We start from the raw sequence: 22,111 nt of genomic DNA, 5'->3' as shown, positions 1-22,111 counted from the left end.
GAAATATTATCTCTCAATATAATATGTATTTTATTAATTCATATTGATGATTTTAACTGTAATATGTTATAAAGTATTTTTACATTATATGAGTAACTAATCTCATATAGATTTAGGAGTACATATGTATAATCGAATTATTCTACTAGTAATGGATAGTGTCGGTGTAGGGCATGCAGCCGATGCGATTAAATTTGGCGATGAAGGTTCGAATACATTAGGACATATCGAAGCGGTAGCAGGACCTATTCGCTATCCAAATTTAAAATCTCTAGGTTTAGCTAATATTGCTGATATATCAGCGTTTGATGAGCCTGTTATTGGCGCTTATGGTCGTATGGCTGAAACGAGTACTGGCAAAGATACGACAAGTGGTCATTGGGAGATGATGGGGCATCCTGTAACGGTGCCATTTCCGACATTTTATGATGGATTTCCGAAGGAACTGATGGATGCTTTCATAAAAGAAACGGGTTATGGATTTCTTGGTAATGAGGTAGCCTCTGGAACGGAAATTATTGAACGCCTCGGAGAAGAACATATAAGAACTGGTAAGCCAATCGTATATACATCGGCGGATTCGGTTTTTCAAATTGCAGCGCATGAGGATATCATTCCCTTAGAAGATTTGTATCGCATGTGTCAAATTACACGCGATAAAGTATGTGTCGGTGATTATTATGTGGGGCGTATTATAGCTCGACCTTTTGTTGGTACACCAGGTCATTTTGTACGCACCTCAAATCGTCATGATTACAGTCGTATGCCTGAAAAGAAAATGGTGCAACAAGAGTTACAAGACGCAAACATTCCAACAGTGGCAGTGGGCAAAATCGGCGATATTTATGCTCATGTTGGCTGGGATGCATCATATCCGACAAAGTCTAACGCGCATGGTATGAACGTAGTTTCTTATCTGTTGGGCCAAAGCTTTGCACGGGGGTTCATGATGGTCAACCTTGTTGAATTTGATAGTCTGTACGGTCATCGGCGCAATGTAGAAGGGTATAAGCGTGCTATTGAAGACTTTGATTACCAATTAGGCGGTTTGTTGGACTTGCTTAAAGATGATGATTTACTTCTCATCACTGCAGATCATGGGAATGATCCGACTTGGAAAGGTACAGATCATACGAGAGAAATGGTGCCTTTGCTAGCTTATAGTCCAAGTATGAGTCATTCAGTAGCTTTAGGTGATAGACATAGTTTTGCGGATATAGGTGAAACAGTATTACAAAACTTTGGATTAAAACAATGGCATATTGGAAAATCATTTTTGGATATTATGAAATCATAGATACATGCGATTCTATAATACTTTCTGTATCATTGGAACCATATATGTATGTATCTAGAATATTTGGGTGGCATAATATACTTTATTGATTATTTAAATACCGCAATACATGATAATTTGAAGTAATTACCATGTGTTGCGGTATTTTTGTATACAAAATTTCAAACATATACAGGAAATTTATGTAGTTATGTGGAAATATATAAATATAAATGAATACGCCCATGATTGTAAGTACGAGAGGAGGAATCATCATGAGAGAACAAGTACAAGGTAGTGTATGGGACAAAGTATTCAAGATTTCAGAACGAGGCTCATCCGTATCGAGAGAGTTATTTGCGGGGGCCACTACATTTCTTTGCGTTTCTTATGTATTAGCTGTAAATCCCGCTATCCTTGGTGCCGCCGGTATGGATGTAGGTGCGGTGTTCACGGCGACGGCTGTGAGTGCCATCATCATGACTTTATTGCTAGCTTTGTATAGTAATATGCCATTCGCTGGCATATCTGGTATGGGTATCAATGCTTTTTTTGCTTATACTATCGTAGTCCAGATGGGACATAGCTTTGATTTTGCTCTGACGGCTCAATTAATTGCAGGTTTAGCTTTTTTACTGATTGCGGTTACACCATTAAAAGAATACCTGTTCAATGCCATACCTCATACGATTAAACTGGCGGTAACGGCGGGCATCGGATTATTTATCGCCCTCATCGGTCTCAGCAGTGCAGGACTTATTGTAAGTAATCCTGCCACCATTGTGAGCATTGGCGATTTACAAACTCCATCCAGCCTAGTATCTATATTGGGAATTATACTGATTGCCGTTTTTACGGGGCGCAATGTAAAAGGAGGAATATTTCTAGCTGTTATCATTGCTGCTGTTGTTGGGTTTTTCTGTGGGATTACCAAGTTGCCGTCGACGATATTTTCTATGCCACCATCGTTGGCACCGATTTGGTTTCATTATGATATGAGTGAACTTTTATCTGTAGATATGGTATTTGTGGCCTTTACGTTCTTGTTTGTTAATTTATTTAATGTAGTGGGCGTATTGATTGGTCTTACGAATCAAGCCGAAGTGCCTCAAGATAAACAGTTGGGTGTACAAAGCTCTTGTATGAAAGTATCGGCATTAGGTACTATTATCGGTAGTGCACTAGGTACATCTCCTCATATTGTAGCTGTTGAATCGGCAGCGGGTATCGCAGAGGGCGGTCGCACGGGCTTGACTGCTTTAACCATTGCGGGACTCTTTATAGCATCTTTATTCCTGGCACCGTTACTCATGGTTATTCCTGTGGCGGCTACAGCGCCGGTACTCATCGTGGTAGGTCTATTTATGATGGCATCCGTTAAGGACATCGATTTCGGTGATATTTCGGAAGGACTACCGGCATTTTTGACCATTATCATGATGCCATTTGCTTACTCCATAGGTGTGGGTATCGAATGGGGTCTCATCAGTTATGTATTGATTAAGGTTTTGACTGGAAAATATCGAGATGTTTCCGGTGTCATGTATTTCTTGGCGCTCATTTTCATTTTGAAAGAAATCTTTATGTAAGGAGGATCCTTATATGATACAATTTAATGCAAAAATTTCTCGACAGGCACAGGGGTTGGATAAGGCTCCTGTCGTATTGAAGGGGGCATCTGTTTTAAATGTATTCACTGATGAATGGGTAAAAGCGGATATTGCGATTCATGATGACACGATTATAGGTGTCGGTACCTATAGTGGTGAAATAGAATATAATTATAGCGGTAAATATATTGTGCCCGGATTCATAGACAGCCATCTCCATCTGGAATCCACCTTGGTGAATCCGAAAGAACTCGTATTTGAGGCCTCTCAAGTGGGAACGTTAGGATTTATTGTAGACCCTCATGAAGCCGGTAATGTAGCGGGGATTGCCGGTGTTGAGTACATGATCAATGAAACTGCATCGGCTCAAGGTGATGTATATGTTATGGCTCCATCCTGTGTGCCTGCTGTACCAGGTGAAGATAATGGCGCTATTTTAGATGGCGATATGTTACATAAGCTACAAGCTAATCCACGTATCTTAGGATTAGGTGAAGTCATGGACTGTTATAGTGTTATCAATAGTGATCCTTACATGATGAAAAAGTTAGATTACTTTAAAGATACAATTATGGATGGACATATTATTGGACTTTCACCAGAGCAACTAGCAAGTTATCGTTTGGCAGGCATTACTACAAATCACGAATGTATTTCCTACGAAGAAGCAAAAGAGCAAGTTAAAAATGGGATTTATGTATGGATTCGTGAGGGCAGTGCGGCTCATAATCTAGACTCCATTGTGAAAGGGCTTGTAGAAGAACAAGGGAATACGGAACGTTATGGTTTCTGTACAGATGATAAGCATATTGAGGATATTCGTTCAGAAGGCCATATTAGCTATAATATTCGTCGTTCTATTGAATTGGGACTGACACCAATCCAAGCTTATAAAATGGCCTCCACTCATCCGGCAGCATGTTACGGATTAAAAGATTTAGGTGCTATTGCTCCCGGCTATAGTGCTAATCTTGTAATCCTCAATGATGAGCAATGCGTAGATATTCACGAAGTGTTTTATAAAGGAAAGCCGATTGAACGCGTTCTTGTGAGAGAAGAGAAGGTTGTACCATCTGAATTACTTCATACGATAAATATAGGTACTTTCACAAAGGAAAAATTAGATATTTCTATTGAAGGTCCACAAGCAATTATTAATATTGTGCCTGGTCAAATAGTTACACAAAAAAACGTTGAAGAGGTTCCTGTTGAAAATGGACTGTTCAAGCCAAATGCTGAGTACAATAAAATTACTTGTATCGAGCGGTATAAAGCATCTGGTAGAAATGGTGTCGGTATTTTGAAAGGCTTTAATTTAAAAAATGGTGCTATTGCGTCGTCCTTTGCACATGATTCACATAATCTGATTGTTGTTGGCGACAACGATGCAGATATGATGATTGCCATTGAGCGTATTTGCGAAATTGGCGGCGGATATGTCATTGCAAGTGAAGGCAAAGTAGTAGAGGAACTAGCTCTTGAAGTAATGGGCTTAATCACAAATCGACCTCATGAAGAGGTAGATGCAAAAGTGGCTAAGATGAAAGATATTGCTTATGGTATGGGCGTGCCAAAAGGTCTAGATCCTTTTATTAATTTGAGTTTTCTTGCATTAACTGTTATTCCAGAAATTAGAATCACTACTACAGGTGTGATGGAGTTTTAGTATTAAGTTTGATGAAAAGCTAATAAAAAAGGGGCTGTAACAGAATGTGGTTTTACCACATTCTAGTTGCAGTCCCTTTTGCTTTTATCCTTAAAACAGAATGAGTTTATTTAACTATAGCAAGCCTTGACTTTCTATCATATCTTTAATATCAAGTATGGTAGATTTACATACTACATCATAATCTAATGAACCAAAGAAGTCTGCAAATTTAGTGTCATCTTCATTTTTACAGAAGCCTTCAGATTCATGGAATGAATTTAGCTCCTCATTTATGATGGCTTGAAGCTCATCCATGGTAGAAACTTGTTGAACTGTTTTAACAATGGAAATCAAGTCAGTGTCATATTTTTGTAAAATTGTATAAAGTTCAGCTAATCACTAGCAGGAGCACCACGCATTAATAATAGTGTTCTCATAGTAATAGTCCTCTAATCTGCCCATAGGGCGTAATAAAATATAACTGTATAACAAACGAAAAATTATTTTATGATTAAATAGGAAAAGGGCATAAAAAAACAGTCTCAACGGATATCCGAGAGACTGTCTTGCTTGCTTTTAAAATTATAAAGCGTTTACTTTAGCTGCAAGGTTAGATTTCTTGCGAGCTGCAGTGTTTTTATGAAGTACACCTTTGGAGGCTGCTTTATCAATTACGCTAGTAGCATGAACAAGTGCTTGTTTTGCTTCTTCTACTGCGCCTGCTTGAACAGCTTCAACGGTTTTACGAGCTGCTGTACGAATTTGAGATTTTACAGCGGCATTTTTCGCACGACGTTCAGCATCCGTTTTTACGCTTCTAATACTGGATTTAATGTTTGGCAATTGAGTCACCTCCTTAAAAATCGTTTCTTATACCTGAATGATTATATCATACCAAATATTGATACGCAAGGACTTTTCAGCTCAATATTTTCCTTAATGACATGATTTGTAAAACATATTCTACTGTTTATTAATGAAAGCATATATGTGATTTTTAAAATCAAATTATTTACTCATTTTATAGTGTAACAATATATTAATTTTAATTTATGAAAGTTAAAAGGGTCCTTATGTTATAATGAAGAATAGAATTAAGTGAGGTGTCTTATGAAAAAATTAATGATTATAGATGGCAGCAGTTTGTTATTCCGCGCATTTTTTGCATTACCACCGTTGAAATCCGCTTTGGGAACACCAACGAATGCAGTATATGGCTTCTTAACAATGCTCATTAAATTGTATGAAGAAATTAATCCTGACTATATTGCCGTAGCTTTTGATAAAGGTCGTCAAACATTCCGTACTGAAATGTATAGTGAATATAAAGGAAATCGTCCAGATGCACCTGAGGATTTGCGTCCACAATTTAGTTTAATTCAAGATGTATTAAAAGCATTGGGAATTTGTGTCATCGAAGAAGAAGGTTTTGAAGGGGATGATATCCTTGGATCCTTGAGTAAGAAGTTTGGTGCCCATGAGATGGCTGTCCAAATTATTACAGGTGACCGCGATAATTTACAGCTTGTAACAGAACATAGCCATGTGTTCTTAACTAAAAAAGGTATTTCTGATATGTTAGAAGTTACTCTAGATAATATGGAGGAGCTTTATGGTTATGGTCCTGATAAGGTTGTCGAAATGAAGGCGCTTATGGGTGACTCTTCCGATAATATTCCAGGTGTACCAGGCGTAGGTGAGAAAACAGCGCTTAAATTAATTACCGAATATGGCAATCTTGAATCTGTATACGAACATATTGAAGATATTTCTGGTAAGAAATTAAAAGAGCGCCTCGTAGAGAATAAAGAGTTAGCCTTCTTATCTCGTGAATTGGCAACAATAAAAACAGATATGGAGTTATCTTATAAAGTAGAAGATTTTATACAAAACTTCCATACCTCTGAAGTACAGCCTTTATTTGAAACTTTAGGCTTTACTAAATTAACACCTCGCATTGTTCAAGTAATGGGGGGCGAGGAAGCAGCTTTTGGAGATCCAGGCTCTTTATTTGTACCACAAGAGGAGATTTCTTTAGATGATTTAGAAGATGCTAAAGCATTAACAGCCGACTTCTATAAAGATAAGACGGTAGCAGTACATGTTATATTAGATGGGAAAACACCATTTAGAACGGTAACGAATACTTATCTATCTAATGGTGATACTATTGTAAAAACAGACGATACTAAAGCTGTTTTAGCTGTATTACAAGGTGCTAAAGTCATCGTTACAACTCAAACTAAGGAGATTATCGAAGCCTTTGGTGCAGATGTGCCAGCTGAGATCTCTTTGTTTAATGCTGATAAAACTGCTCGTGTTCACGATATGTCTCTCATTGCGTATTTATTAGATCCTACACGTACTAATTATGGATATCTATATCTAACTGAGCGTTTCTCTGTACCTAGCATTGCTAGCGGTAGTGTAGACGTAGAATGCGTGTCCATGGTGAAAGCATTACTCGCTATGAATGAAGTTGCTTGTGAATCTGCACGTTGTGAAGAGTTATGGCCTTTATATGAAATGATTGAGTTGCCTTTAATCCATACTTTAGTAGTGATGGAAAAGAATGGTATCTATATCGATACAGAGAAGTTGGCGGAAACAACGGCTCGCTTTAAAGAGGAACTAGCTCAAGTACAAGATGAGATTTATGAACTAGCCGGAGAAACTTTCAATATCAATTCACCTAAACAATTGGGTGTAATCTTGTTTGAAAAGATGAACTTGCCAATCATCAAGAAAACCAAAACTGGTTATTCTACAGATGCAGAAGTACTGGATATGCTTCGTCACGAAAGTCCAATTGTTGAAAAAATCTTGGCATACCGTTCTGTTGCTAAATTAGTATCTACCTATTGCGAAGGTTTGGCAGTTCTCATCAATGATAAAACTCGTCGTATTCATACGACTTTCAATCAAATGGTTACGGCTACAGGTCGACTTAGCTCATCTGATCCGAACTTGCAAAATATTCCTGTTCGTACCGAAAAAGGCCGTGAAATTCGTGCCTTATTCTATCCAGGTGCTGGATATGATACATTGGTGAGTGCTGATTATTCCCAAATTGAGTTGCGCATTTTAGCGCATTTGTCTGGCGACGAAGCATTGATTAAAGCCTTTGTAGAAGGTAAGGATATTCACCGCTTTACAGCGGCAGAGGTGCTTGGCAAAGCTCAAGATGATGTAACTAGTGAAGAACGCTCCCATGCGAAGGCTATTAATTTCGGTATTATTTACGGTATTTCTGACTTTGGGTTATCTCGTGACCTTGGTATTACACGGGGCGAAGCTAAAAACTATATTGATCTTTATTTTAGTCGTTATCCTAAGGTTAAAGAGTATATGGATCGAATGGTTCAAGAGGCTCATGAAACAGGAAAGGTTCGCACTATGTTTGGTCGTCAACGCGAGTTACCTGATATTAATAGTCGTAACTTTAACCGTCGTTCCTTTGCTGAACGAACCGCAATGAATACGCCAATTCAAGGTACTGCTGCAGATATTATTAAGTTAGCCATGAACCAAGTGGAGCAAAAATTAGAAGAGCAAAACTTTAAGTCTCGACTTTTATTACAAGTACATGACGAACTAGTACTTGAAGTGGTGAACTCTGAATTAGAAGCTATAGAAGAATTATTACGTAGTACAATGCAATCTGTTGTAGAGCTACAAGTGCCTCTTATTGTAGACGTACATCATGCAGAGAACTGGGCATTAGTAAAGTAATATATATTTATAATAAATAGAAGGTATATATGTTTAAAATTGGCTTAACTGGTGGCATTGCATCTGGCAAAAGTACAGTTCTTACATATTTTAAGGATAAAGGTATACCGTATATCGATGCTGATATTGTGGCTCGTGAAGTTGTAGAGCCTGGTACAAAAGGGTTAGAAGCAATTGTAGCTGTTTTTGGAACCGATGTATTGCACGATGATGGGACATTAAACCGAGAAGCATTAGGGGCTATTATATTTCATAATGAAAAAAAACGCCAACAATTGAATGGTTGTTTAAAAGAGCATATTCAAAATCGAATTATGGAGCTCACAGCTCATTATGAGGCACTACATACACCCGTTTTACTATATGATATTCCCTTACTCATCGAAGGAGAATGGTATACCATGATGGACGAGGTGTGGCTTGTATATGTGAATGAGTCGACTCAAATTGAGCGCTTAATGAACCGCAATGGATTTACCAAAGAGGATGCATTGGCTCGTATTAAGAGTCAAATGCGTCTTGATGACAAACGTCCTTATGCGGATGTAATCATTGATAATAATGGTACACCTTTGGATTTAAAGGAACAATTAGATACCATCTGGAATGAGCGTATCGAATCAGCTCTATAAGAAAATCGATAATTGCCATTTTATGTGTCAAATTTGGTATATAAATAATAGTAATAAATGGTATAATAAGCCCATAAAACTTAGCATAATATTAGTTTAGCATTTGTTATATGTTAGATTTTGATGACTATTTTTAGTTTATATGTAGAAAGGGGGATATATGAAACGTGCAACGGCAACGGCACTATCCTGTGTCGTACTTGGGTGGTTTTATTTTACACATCTAGATGATCCTTTGGCGCGTCAAATCGCGTATCCCTTTAACTATAAAGAGGAAGTTATAGCTGCAGCTGAGAAAGAACAGGTGCCGCCATCTTTGGTGGCTAGTGTTATTTTAGCTGAAAGCAAGTATAAAAACACAGCGGAGTCTGAAACCGGTGCGCTTGGATTGATGCAACTCATGCCAGATACAGCGCGTTGGGTGGCACAACAAGTAGGACATGGCAACTATACAGATCGTCAACTAAAAGAGCCTACTATAAATATTGAGCTAGGTACTTGGTATTTAGGTCATTTGCTGAAGGAGTTTAATGGGGATCAGGTGCTAGCACTAGCTGCCTACAATGCTGGTCGTGGTCATGTGGAATCGTGGATTCACGAAAATAATTGGAATGGAATGGTTGATACGATTCCATTTCCTGAGACTCGTAGCTATGTAAAAGCAGTCTTACAGTATCAAGAAAGATATGAGGCATTATATGGAAACGATAATTGAAGCTTGTAAAGCCTTAGACTATTCTTGGTTGCCTCAATCTATTGAAGGCTTCACATTAGTGACATCTACTGAAAGTGACTATACAACGTTATCTAATCGTATTAGTGCTGGTGAAGACGTTTTAAAGGTACCTATTTTCCACTATCAAAACGAATTGGGGTGGCGTTGGTCTGCCTTATATGATAAAGAGGTAGAGGACTATACAGTACATATAGAAATGCCACTATTTTCCTTTGTGGACATTTCTTTTGTGCGAGCCGATTTAGAGTCTTTTTGGACAGGGCTACAAGAACGATGTGTAAAAGGGTTAACCAATATGTTAATAGAACCTTCTAATAACTTTACCTTTACTTATCGTCGCCGAGGGATTCTTGAATGGGACTTCTCACAAGTTATGCCTGAAGAGTTAGAAGGCTTTGTACGTGATATTGATCCAGCTCATGCGATTCGCATGATTAATGGTTCTTTTATCATCGGCGAATACCGCAAGATGGATGAGTGTACAGGCTTACTATTGTATTATAATGAATTGCGTGATGAATACTTTGCGGAACTTCGTTATAAAAGCTATCCAGAAATTGACCATCATTTAGATGCAAAACATCTAGATGATTTAGCAGTGCTATTGCGTGAACATTTAGGTGCTATTCTAAAAGGCTTGAATGACCGCGTTGATTAAAGTTTGGATAGATTTAACTATGCTATTTTTTGTCATTTTTTGTTTTTATAGAATGACTTATGTGGGATTGGTTTCTTTAATGCCCATTAGAAAGCGTAGAATTTGTATATACACAGTAAATGTGATATACTATATATGACTTTTATATAAATCTTTTAAAAGAGTGGGCGTATGTCCACTCTTTCATTTATGATTAGCTCAATTTTATAGTGTTTTTATCAAGAGATATATACAAGATGTAGTAAGTAAGGAGGCGATGGCTATGAAAAGAGAAGCAGTGGAGGAGTTTGTATCCTCTGTGGTTGAAGGTATTATAGCCGGCACCGATATGGAACTCGTCGATGTAGACTATGTACGTGAACGGGATTGGTATTTACGTGTCTACCTTGATAAACCAGGTGGTGTAGATTTGGATGACTGTCAGTTGGTGAGCGAAAAATTAAGTGCTGTCCTCGACGAAAAGGATCCAATTACGGAAAACTATTTATTGGAGGTATCTTCTCCCGGTCTTGATCGAGTTCTTAAGAAAGACAAGGACTTAGTTCGCTATAATGGCCGTGATGTAGATATTCAGTTGTTTAAGGCTATTAATGGTAGTAAACAATTTACTGGTGCATTACAAGGTTTTACAGACACAACTATCGAATTTACTATCAATGGTGAAAGCATGACATTTGAACGTTCTACCATTGCACAAATTCGATTACATCTTGATTTTTAATATATGGAGGCATACGAGTGAGTCAAGAATTAATTCAAGCGGTAATGGTGCTTACAAAGCAAAAAGGTTTTGCTCCTGAGGTTATTTTTGAATCCTTAGAGGCTGCATTGTTGCAAGCATATCGCAAAGAACCAACATCTAACCCAGATGCGTACGTTGTGATTGACCGCGAAACAGGCGTTTATAAAGTAATGGCTAAAAAACAAGTTGTGGAAACTGTTGAATTACCTGAAACAGAAATCAGCTTATTGGACGCTCGCAAAAAAGATAAACGTTTTGAGATTGGTGATGTAGTAGAAGTAGATGTAACTCCTGCCAACTTTGGCCGTAGTGCTGCCCATACTGCTAAACAAATGCTCATTCAACGTTTAAAAGAGGCTGAGCGGAGTGTAGTATACGAAGAGTATTACAGCCGTGAAGGAGATATCATCACTGGCGTTATTACTCGCGTTGAAGGTAAAAATGTATTTATCAATCTTGGTAAAACGGAAGCGATTTTGCCTCCAACTGAGCAAATTGTTACAGAAACATACCGTGAAGGAGATCGTATTAAATGCTATATCGTAGAGGTTAAGAAAACTACGAAAGGCCCTCAAATTATGATTTCTCGCACACATCCAGGTTTATTGAAACGTCTATTTGAGCTAGAGGTTCCAGAAATCTTTGAAGGCGTAGTAGAGCTTAAGTCTGTAGCTCGTGAGCCGGGGATGCGTTCTAAAATCGCTGTATATAGTCGTGATGAAAATATTGATCCTGTAGGTGCTTGCGTAGGTCCTAAAGGGCAACGTGTACAACATATTGTTGATGAATTACACGATGAAAAAATAGACATTGTAAAATGGGATGAAGATCCAGCAATTTACATTGCTAACTCCTTAAGCCCTGCGAAGGTTGTATCGGTAGATGTAAGCGAAGAAGAAAAATCTTCATATGTAGTAGTACCTGATTACCAATTATCTTTAGCTATTGGTAAGGCTGGTCAAAATGCTCGTTTGGCGGCTAAGTTGACTAACTGGAAAATCGATATTAAAAGTGAAACTCAAGCTGCTGAAGAACCTTTTACAGGTTTCGGCAATGCTGAGGATGGTGAATAGTCATGAAACCAAAATCCCAACCTATGCGTACTTGCGTAGGATGTGGTGAACCTAAGGCAAAACGAGAATTGATTCGCTTAGCCTTGAGTCCTGACGGCAATATCACTATTGATCGCAGCGGTAAAGCACCAGGACGTGGAGCTTATTTATGTGAATCCATGTCATGTTTTGAGCAGGCCTATAAGGCTAAACGATTAGAACGGTCCTTAAAGCATAGCGTATCTAAAGAGATATATGAAGCGTTACAACGTGATTTACAAGAGAATGAGTAATCACTGATATACATGAATGAAGATAAAATTTTAAATCTCTTAGGCTTAGCGCAACGAGCAGGAAAAGTTATTTCTGGTGATTTTATCGTAGAAAAAGCTATAAAGAGAAAGGAACCGAAATTAGTGCTTCTTGCTAGTGATTGTGCAGCCAATAATGAAAAGAAATATACTCAATTAGCAGAAACCCATCACATTCCACTTCACAGTATTGCCGATAAAGAGGCTTTAGGAACGGCCATTGGTAAGGAAGTTCGGGTAGTAGTCGCCGTACTAGATGATGGATTTGCAAAGGCATTACTTAAAGAGATTGATCGATAATAAGGGGGTATGTAGATGTCCAAAAAACGCGTTCATGAAATCGCCAAAGAGTTCGGCGTTGAAAGCAAGCAGGTCATTTCTATCTTGCAACAATATAATATTAATGTTACTAAAGCAGTTAATTCTGTAGATGATTCAGGTTATGAAATTGTAAAAAAACAATTAGGTAAAAAATCTGAAGCTCCTAAAGTAGCACAAAAAAAAGAAAAAAAGGTAGAATCGAAATCTGCTCCAACTGCAGCCCATAAACAGGAAGCTGCATCACATAAACAACAGCATTCAAATCGTTCTAACGAACAGAAAAAAGATAAACACAAACAAGCTGGTCAAAAACAAGACGATCAATCTAAACAAAAGGACCATAAAAAAGGCAATGTCCGTCATGTACAAATCTCTGAGCCTACACGCAAATCCGATGGTAAGCAACATGGTGGAGACCGTGCTAACAATCGCCCTAATAATACCCGCAATAATGATAACCGTAATAACGGTCGTTCTAATGATGTGCGTAACAATGACAGTCGAAACAACGATAATCGTAATAGCGACAACCGCAATAACGATAACCGCAATTCTAATAATGATCGCCGTAACAAGAAAAATAAAAAAGGTGGCAATAACCGCCCCCAATCCTTGTTATCTACATCTATGCAAAAAAAGAAAAATCGCGTAAAACATCGTAACGAGCAGTACCTACAACAAAAAGCAGAAGCTGAACGTAAAGCTGAAGCAGCAATTGCTACAGAAATTGAATTGAGCGGGCCTCTAACTGTTAAAGACTTAGCTGAAAAAATGGGTCGCGAAGTATCTGAAATCATCAAAAAATTGATGCTTTTAGGTGTTATGGCCAGCATTAACCAAGAGGTTGATGTAGATACAGCTACTATCGTGGCTGAAGAGTTCGGTGTAACTGTAACTGAAGTAGAACCTGAAGAAGACCCTACAGATGTTATTGAAATTGAAGATGCACCAGAAACATTAAAACCACGACCTCCTGTAGTAACTATCATGGGTCACGTTGACCATGGTAAAACATCCTTGTTGGACGTAATTCGTCAAACTAATGTAACAGCTGGCGAAGCTGGTGGTATCACTCAACATATTGGTGCGTACCAAGTTCGCTACAAGGATAATAAAATCACATTCCTTGATACACCAGGTCATGAAGCATTTACTGCTATGCGTCTACGCGGTGCGAAATCTACGGATATTGCAGTTCTTGTAGTCGCTGCCGACGACGGTGTAATGCCGCAAACTATCGAGGCTATTAATCATGCGAAGTCTGCAGATGTACCTATTATTGTAGCCATCAACAAAATGGATAAACCAGGTGCTAACCCAGACCATGTTAAACAACAATTGTCTGAACATGGCCTTTTACCAGAAGAATGGGGCGGCGATGTAATCATGGTTCCAGTATCTGCTAAACAAAAACAAGGTATTGATGACTTACTTGAAAATATCTTGCTCGTAGCAGAAGTTATGGAATTGAAAGCGAACCCTAACCGTAAGGCATATGGCGTAGTTATCGAGGCTCAACTTGATAAAGGTCGTGGTGCTGTATGTACTGTCTTGGTACAAAAAGGTTCTCTTCGTGTAGGTGATACAGTACTTGCTGGTACTGCATACGGTAAAGTACGTGCCATGACAAATGAGCGCGGTGAAAAAGTAAAAGTTGCTCGTCCATCTATGCCGGTAGAAATTTTGGGCTTCTCCGAAGTTCCACAAGCCGGTGAAATTATAAATGGTATGGATGACAACGAAGCACGTGCAATTGCTGAAAAACGTATTGCTAAGCAACGGGTTCAAGAATTGCAAGCTACACATAAAGTTACATTAGATGATATTTTCAACCAAATTCAACAAGGCGAGTTGAAGGATCTTAATATTATCATCAAAGCCGATGTTCAAGGTTCTGTAGAAGCATTGCGTCAATCTTTAGAAGGCATCAAAAACCCTGAGGTTCGTATTGTTATTGTTCATGCTGCAGTAGGTGCCATTAATGAATCGGATATCATGTTGGCATCTGCATCTAATGCGATTGTAATGGGCTTCAACGTACGCCCTGATGCTAATGTTCGACGTGCAGCGGAACAAGAAAAGGTTGACTTGCGTACATATCGTGTAATTTATGATGCTATCAATGACGTTGAATCTGCTATGCGCGGTATGTTGGCGCCTCAATTTAAAGAGGTTGTCGTAGGTCGTGCAGAAGTGCGTCAGGTTATTTCCACACCAAAGGCTATTGTAGCTGGCTCCTATGTAACAGAAGGTCGTATTACTAACGACTCTGAAGTTCGTTTAATTCGTGACGGCATCGTTGTATTTGAAGGTAAGGTTGATTCTTTACGTCGATTTAAAGATGAAGTTAAGGAAGTTAAAACATCCTTTGAATGTGGTATCTCCTTAGAAGGATACCGCGACATCAAGGAAGGCGACGTTATTGAAGCTTACTTGATGGAAGAAATTGCACCTCAATTATAGGAGGTTTATATGAGTGATGTTCGTGTCAGAAAATTACAAGAATTTATCAAACAAGAGGTAAGTCAAATGTTGATGCGTGGATTGAAAGATCCTCGCATCGGTTTTACCACAATTACTGATGTTCATGTAACAGGTGATTTGCGTGAAGCTACGATTTATGTTTCCTTGTTTGGTTCCGATAAGGAAAAACAAGATACCCTTATCGCATTAAAGCATGCGGCTGGACATATTCGTACCGAGCTTGGAAAGGTACTTAAATTGCGACATATTCCTTCCATCACTTTTGATAAGGATACGTCCTTGGACTATAGTATGCATATTGAATCCCTTTTGAACGAAATTAAAAAGGACGAAGAAACAAATTAAAACAGAGGATACAGAACATGAGTAAGATTACTATTAATCAATTACATATGGCTCTGTGTGAAGCTAATTCTATTATGCTAACCGTCCATGTTAGACCTGATGGCGATGCTATCGGATCCATGGTTGCCTTTTACGAAGCCCTTGTGGGGCAAGGTAAAACTGTATATATGGTAGTAGATGATGTAGTTCCTGAGAAGTACTCATTCTTACGGTATACGGACCACATCCATGATGTCGCCTATTTTGAAACTAATCAAGTTGATATTGATATGCTAATGGTTTTGGATGCTAGCACGTATGAGCGAATTGGCAAAGTAGGTGCACTCTGGAGTGCACCTATTTTTAATATAGACCACCATATTTCTAATACGGAATTTGCGGATTATCTATATTTAAAGCCTGACTTTGCTGCTACTGGTGAAATTGTTACCGACTTATGTACAAAATGGAATTGGCCTATCACTGAGTCTATGGGTATCGCGTTATATATGGCGATAGCTACGGACTGCGGTTTCTTTAAGTTTAGTAATACTACGGCGAATACCCTTGAGATGGCAGCCAAATGTGTCGCTGCAGGGGCTAGACCAAATGTTATTTCTGAAACTATTGAAGCCGTATCTACCAGTCGTCTAGAATTAACAAAACAAGTTATGCAAACTATCGAATTCCATAAGAATAATACAGTGGCCACTATCGAGCTAAATCGAGAGGCCATGAATATTCTTGGAGATGATACAGATGGTTTTGTAGATATTATTAGAAATGTCGATACTGTAGATGTGGCAATTTTATTGAAAGCTGAAGCTGATGATAGAACGCGCGTAAGTTTACGTTCTAAAGGTATTGATGTGAACGCTGTAGCCAGCCAATTTGGTGGAGGCGGTCATATTCGCGCTGCTGGTTGCACTATTAATCTACCGTTAGAAAAGGCAAAACATGCTCTTATTGAGGTGATTAAGTAATGGATGGGGTTTTACCTTTTTTAAAACCACCTGGTATTACGAGTCATGACGCCGTTGCTATTTGTCGTCGTATTTTAAAAGAAAAGCGCATTGGACATAGTGGTACATTGGATCCTATGGCTTATGGTGTGTTACCTGTTTTTCTTGGAAAGGCAACACGCCTTATAGAATACACGGAGGGTTTTGATAAAACTTATGTAGCAGAATGTAAATTTGGTACTTTTACAGATACTGAAGATAGCTCAGGACAAACTGTATTGCCAGATAATGATATGGTATTGCGTGATGGCGTTGTATTGAATCAAGCTATTCAATCTACAGAGATCTCAGCAACTATGGTTAAACCAAGCTTTGAAGAACTGGTTAGTACCCTGAAAAACTTTGCAGGTGTTCAAGACCAAAGACCATCTAAGTATTCAGCTATTAAAGTAAATGGCATTCGAGCTTATGAATATGCTCGTAAAGGTATTCCTGTAGAACTGCCATTACGTCAAATTCATATTAAAAATATTGAGCTCATAGCCTATGGATTCCCTTTTTTCACGGTTCGCGTGACTTGCTCAGGGGGGACTTATATTCGCTCATTATTACGCGATATTTGTATTGCTTTAGGTATACCTGGCACGATGACTTCTTTGGCACGTACTAAAGTAGGACCTTTTGAGATTAGCTCTGCTAAGATAGCTGAAGAATTAATGTTACATGGTGAAAGCCTTTTATTACCAACGGATACGGCGGTTTCTCATCTTTCACAAGTGACTGTAAATAGTGTACAATTAAAGATGATGGTGCAAGGGAAGGAATTACCTATTGAAAGTGAGTTTTCTTTCACCGAGCCAGATAATTTATATAGAGCTTATGGACCGAATGGTTTTATTGGTATTATGAAACGAACAAACCACACATTGAAAGTGGAAAAAAATATTTTTATTGAAGGATAAGTATGAAGCAAATACATTCGTTTGATGAACTACGTCAAATCAAAGATACAAAAGTATATGCCCTTGGTACCTTTGATGGCATTCATCGAGGTCATCAACGAGTTATACGTAAGGCTGTTGAAGAGGCTACATCAGTCAATGGCGTAAGTATCATCATCACCTTCGAGCATCATCCGTTGACTATATTACATCCAGATAGGGTGCCTAAACGGGTGATTCAAGAAGAGATTATGGATACTGTGTTAGAAGAACTCAACGTAGACTATATTATGCGATTGCCTATGACTGAAGCACTACTTAACATGAGTGCAGATGAATTTTTACATGATCTTTGCACTGATATGAATGTGGACGCCATTGTAATTGGTGAAAACTTTACTTTTGGTGCAAAAGGTCTAGGTAATCCAGAATATATGAAAAAAGTGGTAGCGGATAAGAATATACGAGTTCTTGTACAGCCTTTACTGCCATGTGATGGTCGTAGTACGCCTATTTCTAGTACAGAAATAAGAAAGGCTATTCATGATGGACGTTTAGAAGATGCGAATCATTGGTTAGGTAGACCATTCCAATTTAAAGGCACTGTGATTAAAGGCGATCAACGAGGACGTACATTAGGATTCCCTACATTAAATCTTTTACTTCCTAATGAAATGGCTGCACCTCCAGATGGAGTATATGCTAATCGCGTGTGTATTGATGGTATTTGGTATGATGGGGTAGGTAATATTGGAGATAATCCAACCTTTAAAAATCAGTATCATAGATGTGAAGTGCACGTTTTTAACTTTGACCAGGACATATATGGAAAAGAAGTAATTGTACAATTTATTTCTTATATTAGAGGGGAAGTTAAATTTAATAATTTACAAGATCTTATCGACCAGATGAAGATAGATGAAGAACAAGCTCTAGCTATTTTAGCTAATGCATAAAAGGGGGTTCTCATGGATATTAAAGAAGCTCGTAAACAAATAGATAGTATTGACTCTGTATTAGTTACGGAGTTTGAAAAACGACTCACATTGATTAAAGAAATTGGTAAATATAAGGATGAACATCATTTGCCGCTTATTGATGAAGAACGGGATGATAGCATCGTTGCTTTACATACTCAAAATTGTAAAGATGAAGTTTTAGCACCTTATGTTGAAAATTATATAAAAAATGTCGTTTCTATGAGTAATGAATTCTTGAAAGAACACATGCATAAGCATATTTTCCTCATTGGTATGCCTGGCGCAGGTAAGACTACTGTTGGTAAAGTTCTAGCTAAAGAGTTGGGGCGAGATTTTTTTGATTTAGACCAAACGATTCAAGACAAAGTAGGTAAATCCGTTCAAAATATCTATATTTACGATGGTAAAGATGCTTTCAGTAAATATGAATATAGTACAATCAAAGAATTAATTCATAATAAACCATCTGTCATTGCTACAGGTGGTGGCACTGTTACCTATGATAAAACTGTTAAATTGATGCGAAATAATGGTCTTGTTGTATTCGTAAACCGCGATGTAAATCATATTTTAGATGATTTGGATCTTGAGATTCGTCCGCTTGTAAAAGAAAGTATCGAATATATTTTTAATGTATATGAAGAACGATACCCTCTATACGAAGCAGTGGCACATATCAAAATTGGTAACGAAGGCAGCATTACCGATGCGGTGCAAGAAATTATTGAAGCCTTGCCTAATACGGAGAAATAATGGACGCCATACGAGGATTTGTATACCGAACTATATATGAGAATACACAACGTACATATTGCGTGTTTATCCTGAAAGATTATAATGAGGAATACATTACTTGTACTGGCAAATTTGAGTCTCCTAAAGAAGGGGAAGATATTGAAGTACGGGGCCGCTATGTAGAACATGAAAAGTACGGTCGCCAATTTGATGCGAGTAGTGTCGAAAAGTTAAAACCTGATAATATGGGTGCTGCCAAGACTTATTTGTTAAATTTAGGCATAAAAGGTTTTGGTGAAAAATCCGTAGAGAAGGTACTAGATTATTTTGGGATTCGTATTTTAGAAATTTTACGGGAAGAACGTCCAGAAGAGATTAAAGATGTTCCAGGTCTCCGAAAGAGTGTTAAGGATGAATTATTTAATACCTTACTTGGTGAAGGTATTTTATCCGATTTAAATCATTTTTTTGAAAGTCATCATATTTCATCGAAATGGAGTCGTATTGTATATACCTATTATGGTGTGCAGTCAGTTGCAGTTATAGAGGATAATCCTTATATCTTGTTACGTGTAGCTCCAGATATGCTTTTTGGTACGGCCGATACTTTGGCCGAACATTTAGGTGTCACTGGCAGTGATACACGCCGTTTAGAGGCTGGTTTAGAATGGATTTTACGCAGTTTAGATAATCAAGGTCATACATGCTTACCCGTAGATCAACTTATCGGTCGCTTAGATGAGCTATTACAAACTGATGTAGATGATATTGCTAATTTTATTGAAAGCCTTCTAGAACAAGGTGCACTGTATAGTACGTATTATGAAGATATCTTATATATCTATCCGCCAGAGATGTATGTTTCTGAAGTGGAAGGTGTCCACTATACTCGGAAGTTTCTATTAGAAGCTGATCCAATAGCATTAGATATCCCTAGTTTTATTGAAAAGTTTGAACGAGACAACTACATTACTTTTGGTGATGCTCAAAAAGAAGCTATACAGCTCTCATTTTTTGAAAAGTTCTCCCTTATAACGGGTGGTCCTGGTACAGGTAAAACAACTATTATTAAGGCGCTAGTAAAAGGTTTCCAACTCGGTGGATTGGGGCGTATTATACTTTGTGCTCCTACGGGACGTGCTGCAAAACGTTTGACCGAGGCCACTGAGTTTGAAGCTACTACAATTCATCGTCTATTGGTGCCTGTTCAAGGTAGTGACTCCTATGACTTTACAAAGAATGAAGATGATCCACTTGATATAGATGTTATTATCATCGATGAAGCATCTATGCTTAATGTGCGTTTATTCTATTCATTAATGGCGGCGATTCCTAAGGAAGCTCATGTCATTATTGTGGGCGACGTAGATCAATTACCACCTATAGGTGCTGGATTTGTATTAAAAGATTTATTAGATAGTGATTGTGTGCCATATACACGACTTAACCAGATTTATCGTCAAAGCTCTGGTAATACTATTGTTGAAAGTGCTTACGCTATTAATCGTGGAGAAATGCCTAACCTTGAAGGTGTGAGTGAAGAGTTTTCTTTTATTCCCGTTAAATCTTATGACATGATGATAAAAGCCATCATTGATGTATATAAACGTGAACAAGAAACTTTAGAAGATGAATTAGATATTCAAATTATTTCTCCTATGCGCCGTGGTGAAGCAGGTAGTACATTGATATCACAATATGTACAACAAGCCGTAAACCCTCCAGATAGCTACAAGGGAGAAGCTCGTGTCAATGGCATTACGTATCGCGTTGGGGATAAGGTTATTCAAATTCTCAATGATTATGAGTTAGAAGTTTTTAATGGTGAAATTGGTGTTATTTACGCTATTACACGGACTGATATTTGTATTCGATTTATTCATAAAGAGGTTCGTCTACCAATAGATGAAGCTCATATGATTATGCCTGCTTATGCTATAACGGTCCATAAGAGCCAAGGTAGCGAATATGGCGTAGTTATTATTCCATTTGTTCCACGTTATGGTGGCATGTTACAACGTAATTTGTTGTATACTGCTGTTACGCGGGCAAAACGTAAAGTGATCATCGTCGGTACTACGAGCGCAGTTGAACGTGCTGTGCGCACTGTTAATGCCGATGAACGTTATACATTGTTTAAAGAACGACTACAAGGGAGATGTGATTCTTAATGAGTCTTTGGGATTTCCTATTTCCACCTGTATGTCCTCACTGTGGTGCATCCGTAGCAACACAAGGGGATTGGTGTAAAGCTTGTTTTACCGATCTATTACATATTCGCCATGTACCACATAAATTTTTACACTATGTAGATGATGTATGTGTACTGGCCGAATATCGTGGTGGTCTAAAGTCTATGATTTACGATGTAAAATTTAATGAAAAAAAGGAGCAGTCCAAAGGAACTGCTCCTTTTTTAGCATCGTACAACTTTTACATGAAATATAATGAGTCTAACATTGCGAATCGTAATTGTAAAATTATGTATGATTATATTGTTCCCGTACCGTCTAGCGAAAAGAAAAAGGCTAAGAGGGGATACAATCAAGTGGATTTATTTTTTGCAGATTGGGCGTATTCATTATGGAAAATAGATAAAAAATTTTTTATATGGCTGGATTGTATATATAAGTTTGATACCTTTTGTGATATGTGGGCTTTAACAAATAAAGAAAGACATCAAAATATTGATGATGCTTTTGTTATACGCGCCGATTACAAGGATATTGATTTGACAAATAAGAATATTTTAATCGTAGATGATATATATACTACAGGTGCTACAATTGAAGCCGTAGCAAAAGTCTTGCAAAAGCATAACGCTTTACGCGTTGATGCCCTTACGCTAGCTAGTGGTAGTTTCTAATCTTTACTATTAAATGTAGGAATATAATATTTGATTTTATAGTAGTATTATAAAATGTATTCATATCAAATTATGGCGATAATGTTTCTAAAAGAAATAGT

The 22,111-nt window shown here is 37.9% G+C and carries 21 protein-coding genes; 19 read left to right on the top strand and 2 right to left on the bottom strand.

The window, feature by feature from the left end:
• Positions 1 to 124: 124 nt before the first annotated feature.
• From NE668_RS03410 to ade, 3 genes are all read left to right on the top strand, one after another.
• Positions 125 to 1,297, top strand: a complete 1,173-nt coding sequence (locus NE668_RS03410) for a phosphopentomutase (protein ID WP_227036855.1) — start codon at positions 125 to 127, stop codon at positions 1,295 to 1,297.
• Positions 1,298 to 1,551: 254 nt separating this feature from the next.
• Positions 1,552 to 2,865 (top strand): NCS2 family permease, encoded by a 1,314-nt coding sequence (locus NE668_RS03405; RefSeq protein WP_227036856.1) that lies wholly within the window; start codon positions 1,552 to 1,554, stop codon positions 2,863 to 2,865.
• Between the two features lie 13 nt (positions 2,866 to 2,878).
• Positions 2,879 to 4,552 (top strand): adenine deaminase, encoded by a 1,674-nt coding sequence (ade, locus tag NE668_RS03400; RefSeq protein WP_227036857.1) that lies wholly within the window; start codon positions 2,879 to 2,881, stop codon positions 4,550 to 4,552.
• 114 nt (positions 4,553 to 4,666) lie between these two features.
• Here the strand turns inward: ade and NE668_RS03395 are convergent, their stop codons facing one another.
• Complete coding sequence (locus tag NE668_RS03395; protein ID WP_227036858.1) at positions 4,667 to 4,888, bottom strand: hypothetical protein; 222 nt, start codon at positions 4,886 to 4,888, stop codon at positions 4,667 to 4,669.
• A 228-nt stretch (positions 4,889 to 5,116) separates the two neighbouring features.
• Positions 5,117 to 5,377, bottom strand: coding sequence for a 30S ribosomal protein S20 (gene rpsT, locus NE668_RS03390; RefSeq protein WP_004692998.1), 261 nt, complete (start codon positions 5,375 to 5,377; stop codon positions 5,117 to 5,119).
• A 267-nt stretch (positions 5,378 to 5,644) separates the two neighbouring features.
• On the opposite strand from rpsT, the gene polA reads away from it, so the two are divergent.
• From polA to NE668_RS03310, 16 genes are all read left to right on the top strand, one after another.
• Positions 5,645 to 8,266: a DNA polymerase I gene (polA, locus tag NE668_RS03385; protein WP_227036859.1), complete on the top strand. Its 2,622-nt coding sequence runs from the start codon at positions 5,645 to 5,647 to the stop codon at positions 8,264 to 8,266.
• Between the two features lie 29 nt (positions 8,267 to 8,295).
• Positions 8,296 to 8,898, top strand: coding sequence for a dephospho-CoA kinase (gene coaE, locus NE668_RS03380; RefSeq protein WP_227036860.1), 603 nt, complete (start codon positions 8,296 to 8,298; stop codon positions 8,896 to 8,898).
• Positions 8,899 to 9,058: 160 nt separating this feature from the next.
• On the top strand, positions 9,059 to 9,613 hold the full coding sequence (locus NE668_RS03375; protein ID WP_118091519.1) for a lytic transglycosylase domain-containing protein: 555 nt from the start codon (positions 9,059 to 9,061) through the stop codon (positions 9,611 to 9,613).
• Positions 9,597 to 10,292, top strand: coding sequence for a hypothetical protein (locus NE668_RS03370; protein WP_227036861.1), 696 nt, complete (start codon positions 9,597 to 9,599; stop codon positions 10,290 to 10,292). The genes NE668_RS03375 and NE668_RS03370 overlap by 17 nt, the downstream gene beginning before the upstream one ends.
• Positions 10,293 to 10,554: 262 nt before the next feature.
• On the top strand, positions 10,555 to 11,013 hold the full coding sequence (gene rimP, locus NE668_RS03365) for a ribosome maturation factor RimP (protein WP_012864255.1): 459 nt from the start codon (positions 10,555 to 10,557) through the stop codon (positions 11,011 to 11,013).
• A 17-nt stretch (positions 11,014 to 11,030) separates the two neighbouring features.
• Entirely contained in the window at positions 11,031 to 12,107 is a 1,077-nt protein-coding gene (nusA, locus tag NE668_RS03360) for a transcription termination factor NusA (protein WP_012864256.1), read from the top strand.
• 2 nt (positions 12,108 to 12,109) lie between these two features.
• Positions 12,110 to 12,379, top strand: a complete 270-nt coding sequence (gene rnpM, locus NE668_RS03355; RefSeq protein WP_021148062.1) for an RNase P modulator RnpM — start codon at positions 12,110 to 12,112, stop codon at positions 12,377 to 12,379.
• 12 nt (positions 12,380 to 12,391) lie between these two features.
• On the top strand, positions 12,392 to 12,697 hold the full coding sequence (locus NE668_RS03350) for a L7Ae/L30e/S12e/Gadd45 family ribosomal protein (protein ID WP_012864258.1): 306 nt from the start codon (positions 12,392 to 12,394) through the stop codon (positions 12,695 to 12,697).
• Positions 12,698 to 12,712: 15 nt separating this feature from the next.
• On the top strand, positions 12,713 to 15,181 hold the full coding sequence (gene infB / locus NE668_RS03345; RefSeq protein WP_227036862.1) for a translation initiation factor IF-2: 2,469 nt from the start codon (positions 12,713 to 12,715) through the stop codon (positions 15,179 to 15,181).
• Positions 15,182 to 15,190: 9 nt separating this feature from the next.
• Entirely contained in the window at positions 15,191 to 15,547 is a 357-nt protein-coding gene (gene rbfA, locus NE668_RS03340; protein ID WP_012864260.1) for a 30S ribosome-binding factor RbfA, read from the top strand.
• Between the two features lie 17 nt (positions 15,548 to 15,564).
• Complete coding sequence (locus NE668_RS03335) at positions 15,565 to 16,509, top strand: DHH family phosphoesterase (RefSeq protein ID WP_227036863.1); 945 nt, start codon at positions 15,565 to 15,567, stop codon at positions 16,507 to 16,509.
• The gene (locus NE668_RS03330; protein WP_227036864.1) at positions 16,509 to 17,450 is read left to right on the top strand and encodes a tRNA pseudouridine synthase B; all 942 of its coding nucleotides are present in this window, start codon (positions 16,509 to 16,511) and stop codon (positions 17,448 to 17,450) included. Before NE668_RS03335 ends, NE668_RS03330 begins: the two co-directional genes overlap by 1 nt.
• A gap of 2 nt (positions 17,451 to 17,452) precedes the next feature.
• On the top strand, positions 17,453 to 18,385 hold the full coding sequence (locus tag NE668_RS03325; RefSeq protein ID WP_227036865.1) for a bifunctional riboflavin kinase/FAD synthetase: 933 nt from the start codon (positions 17,453 to 17,455) through the stop codon (positions 18,383 to 18,385).
• Between the two features lie 12 nt (positions 18,386 to 18,397).
• Positions 18,398 to 19,162 carry a shikimate kinase gene (locus NE668_RS03320; RefSeq protein WP_227036866.1) on the top strand — a complete coding sequence of 255 codons (765 nt, stop codon included), beginning with the start codon at positions 18,398 to 18,400 and terminating at the stop codon, positions 19,160 to 19,162.
• The gene (gene recD2 / locus NE668_RS03315; RefSeq protein ID WP_227036867.1) at positions 19,162 to 21,315 is read left to right on the top strand and encodes an SF1B family DNA helicase RecD2; all 2,154 of its coding nucleotides are present in this window, start codon (positions 19,162 to 19,164) and stop codon (positions 21,313 to 21,315) included. Before NE668_RS03320 ends, recD2 begins: the two co-directional genes overlap by 1 nt.
• Positions 21,315 to 22,010 carry a ComF family protein gene (locus NE668_RS03310; RefSeq protein WP_227036868.1) on the top strand — a complete coding sequence of 232 codons (696 nt, stop codon included), beginning with the start codon at positions 21,315 to 21,317 and terminating at the stop codon, positions 22,008 to 22,010. The genes recD2 and NE668_RS03310 overlap by 1 nt, the downstream gene beginning before the upstream one ends.
• Positions 22,011 to 22,111 lie beyond the last annotated feature (101 nt).

The organism is Veillonella parvula (assembly GCF_024461875.1).
Lineage (GTDB): Bacteria > Bacillota > Negativicutes > Veillonellales > Veillonellaceae > Veillonella > Veillonella parvula_I.
Note: the sequence above shows the minus strand (reverse complement) of the source record. Positions and strands in the feature narration are given on the sequence as shown.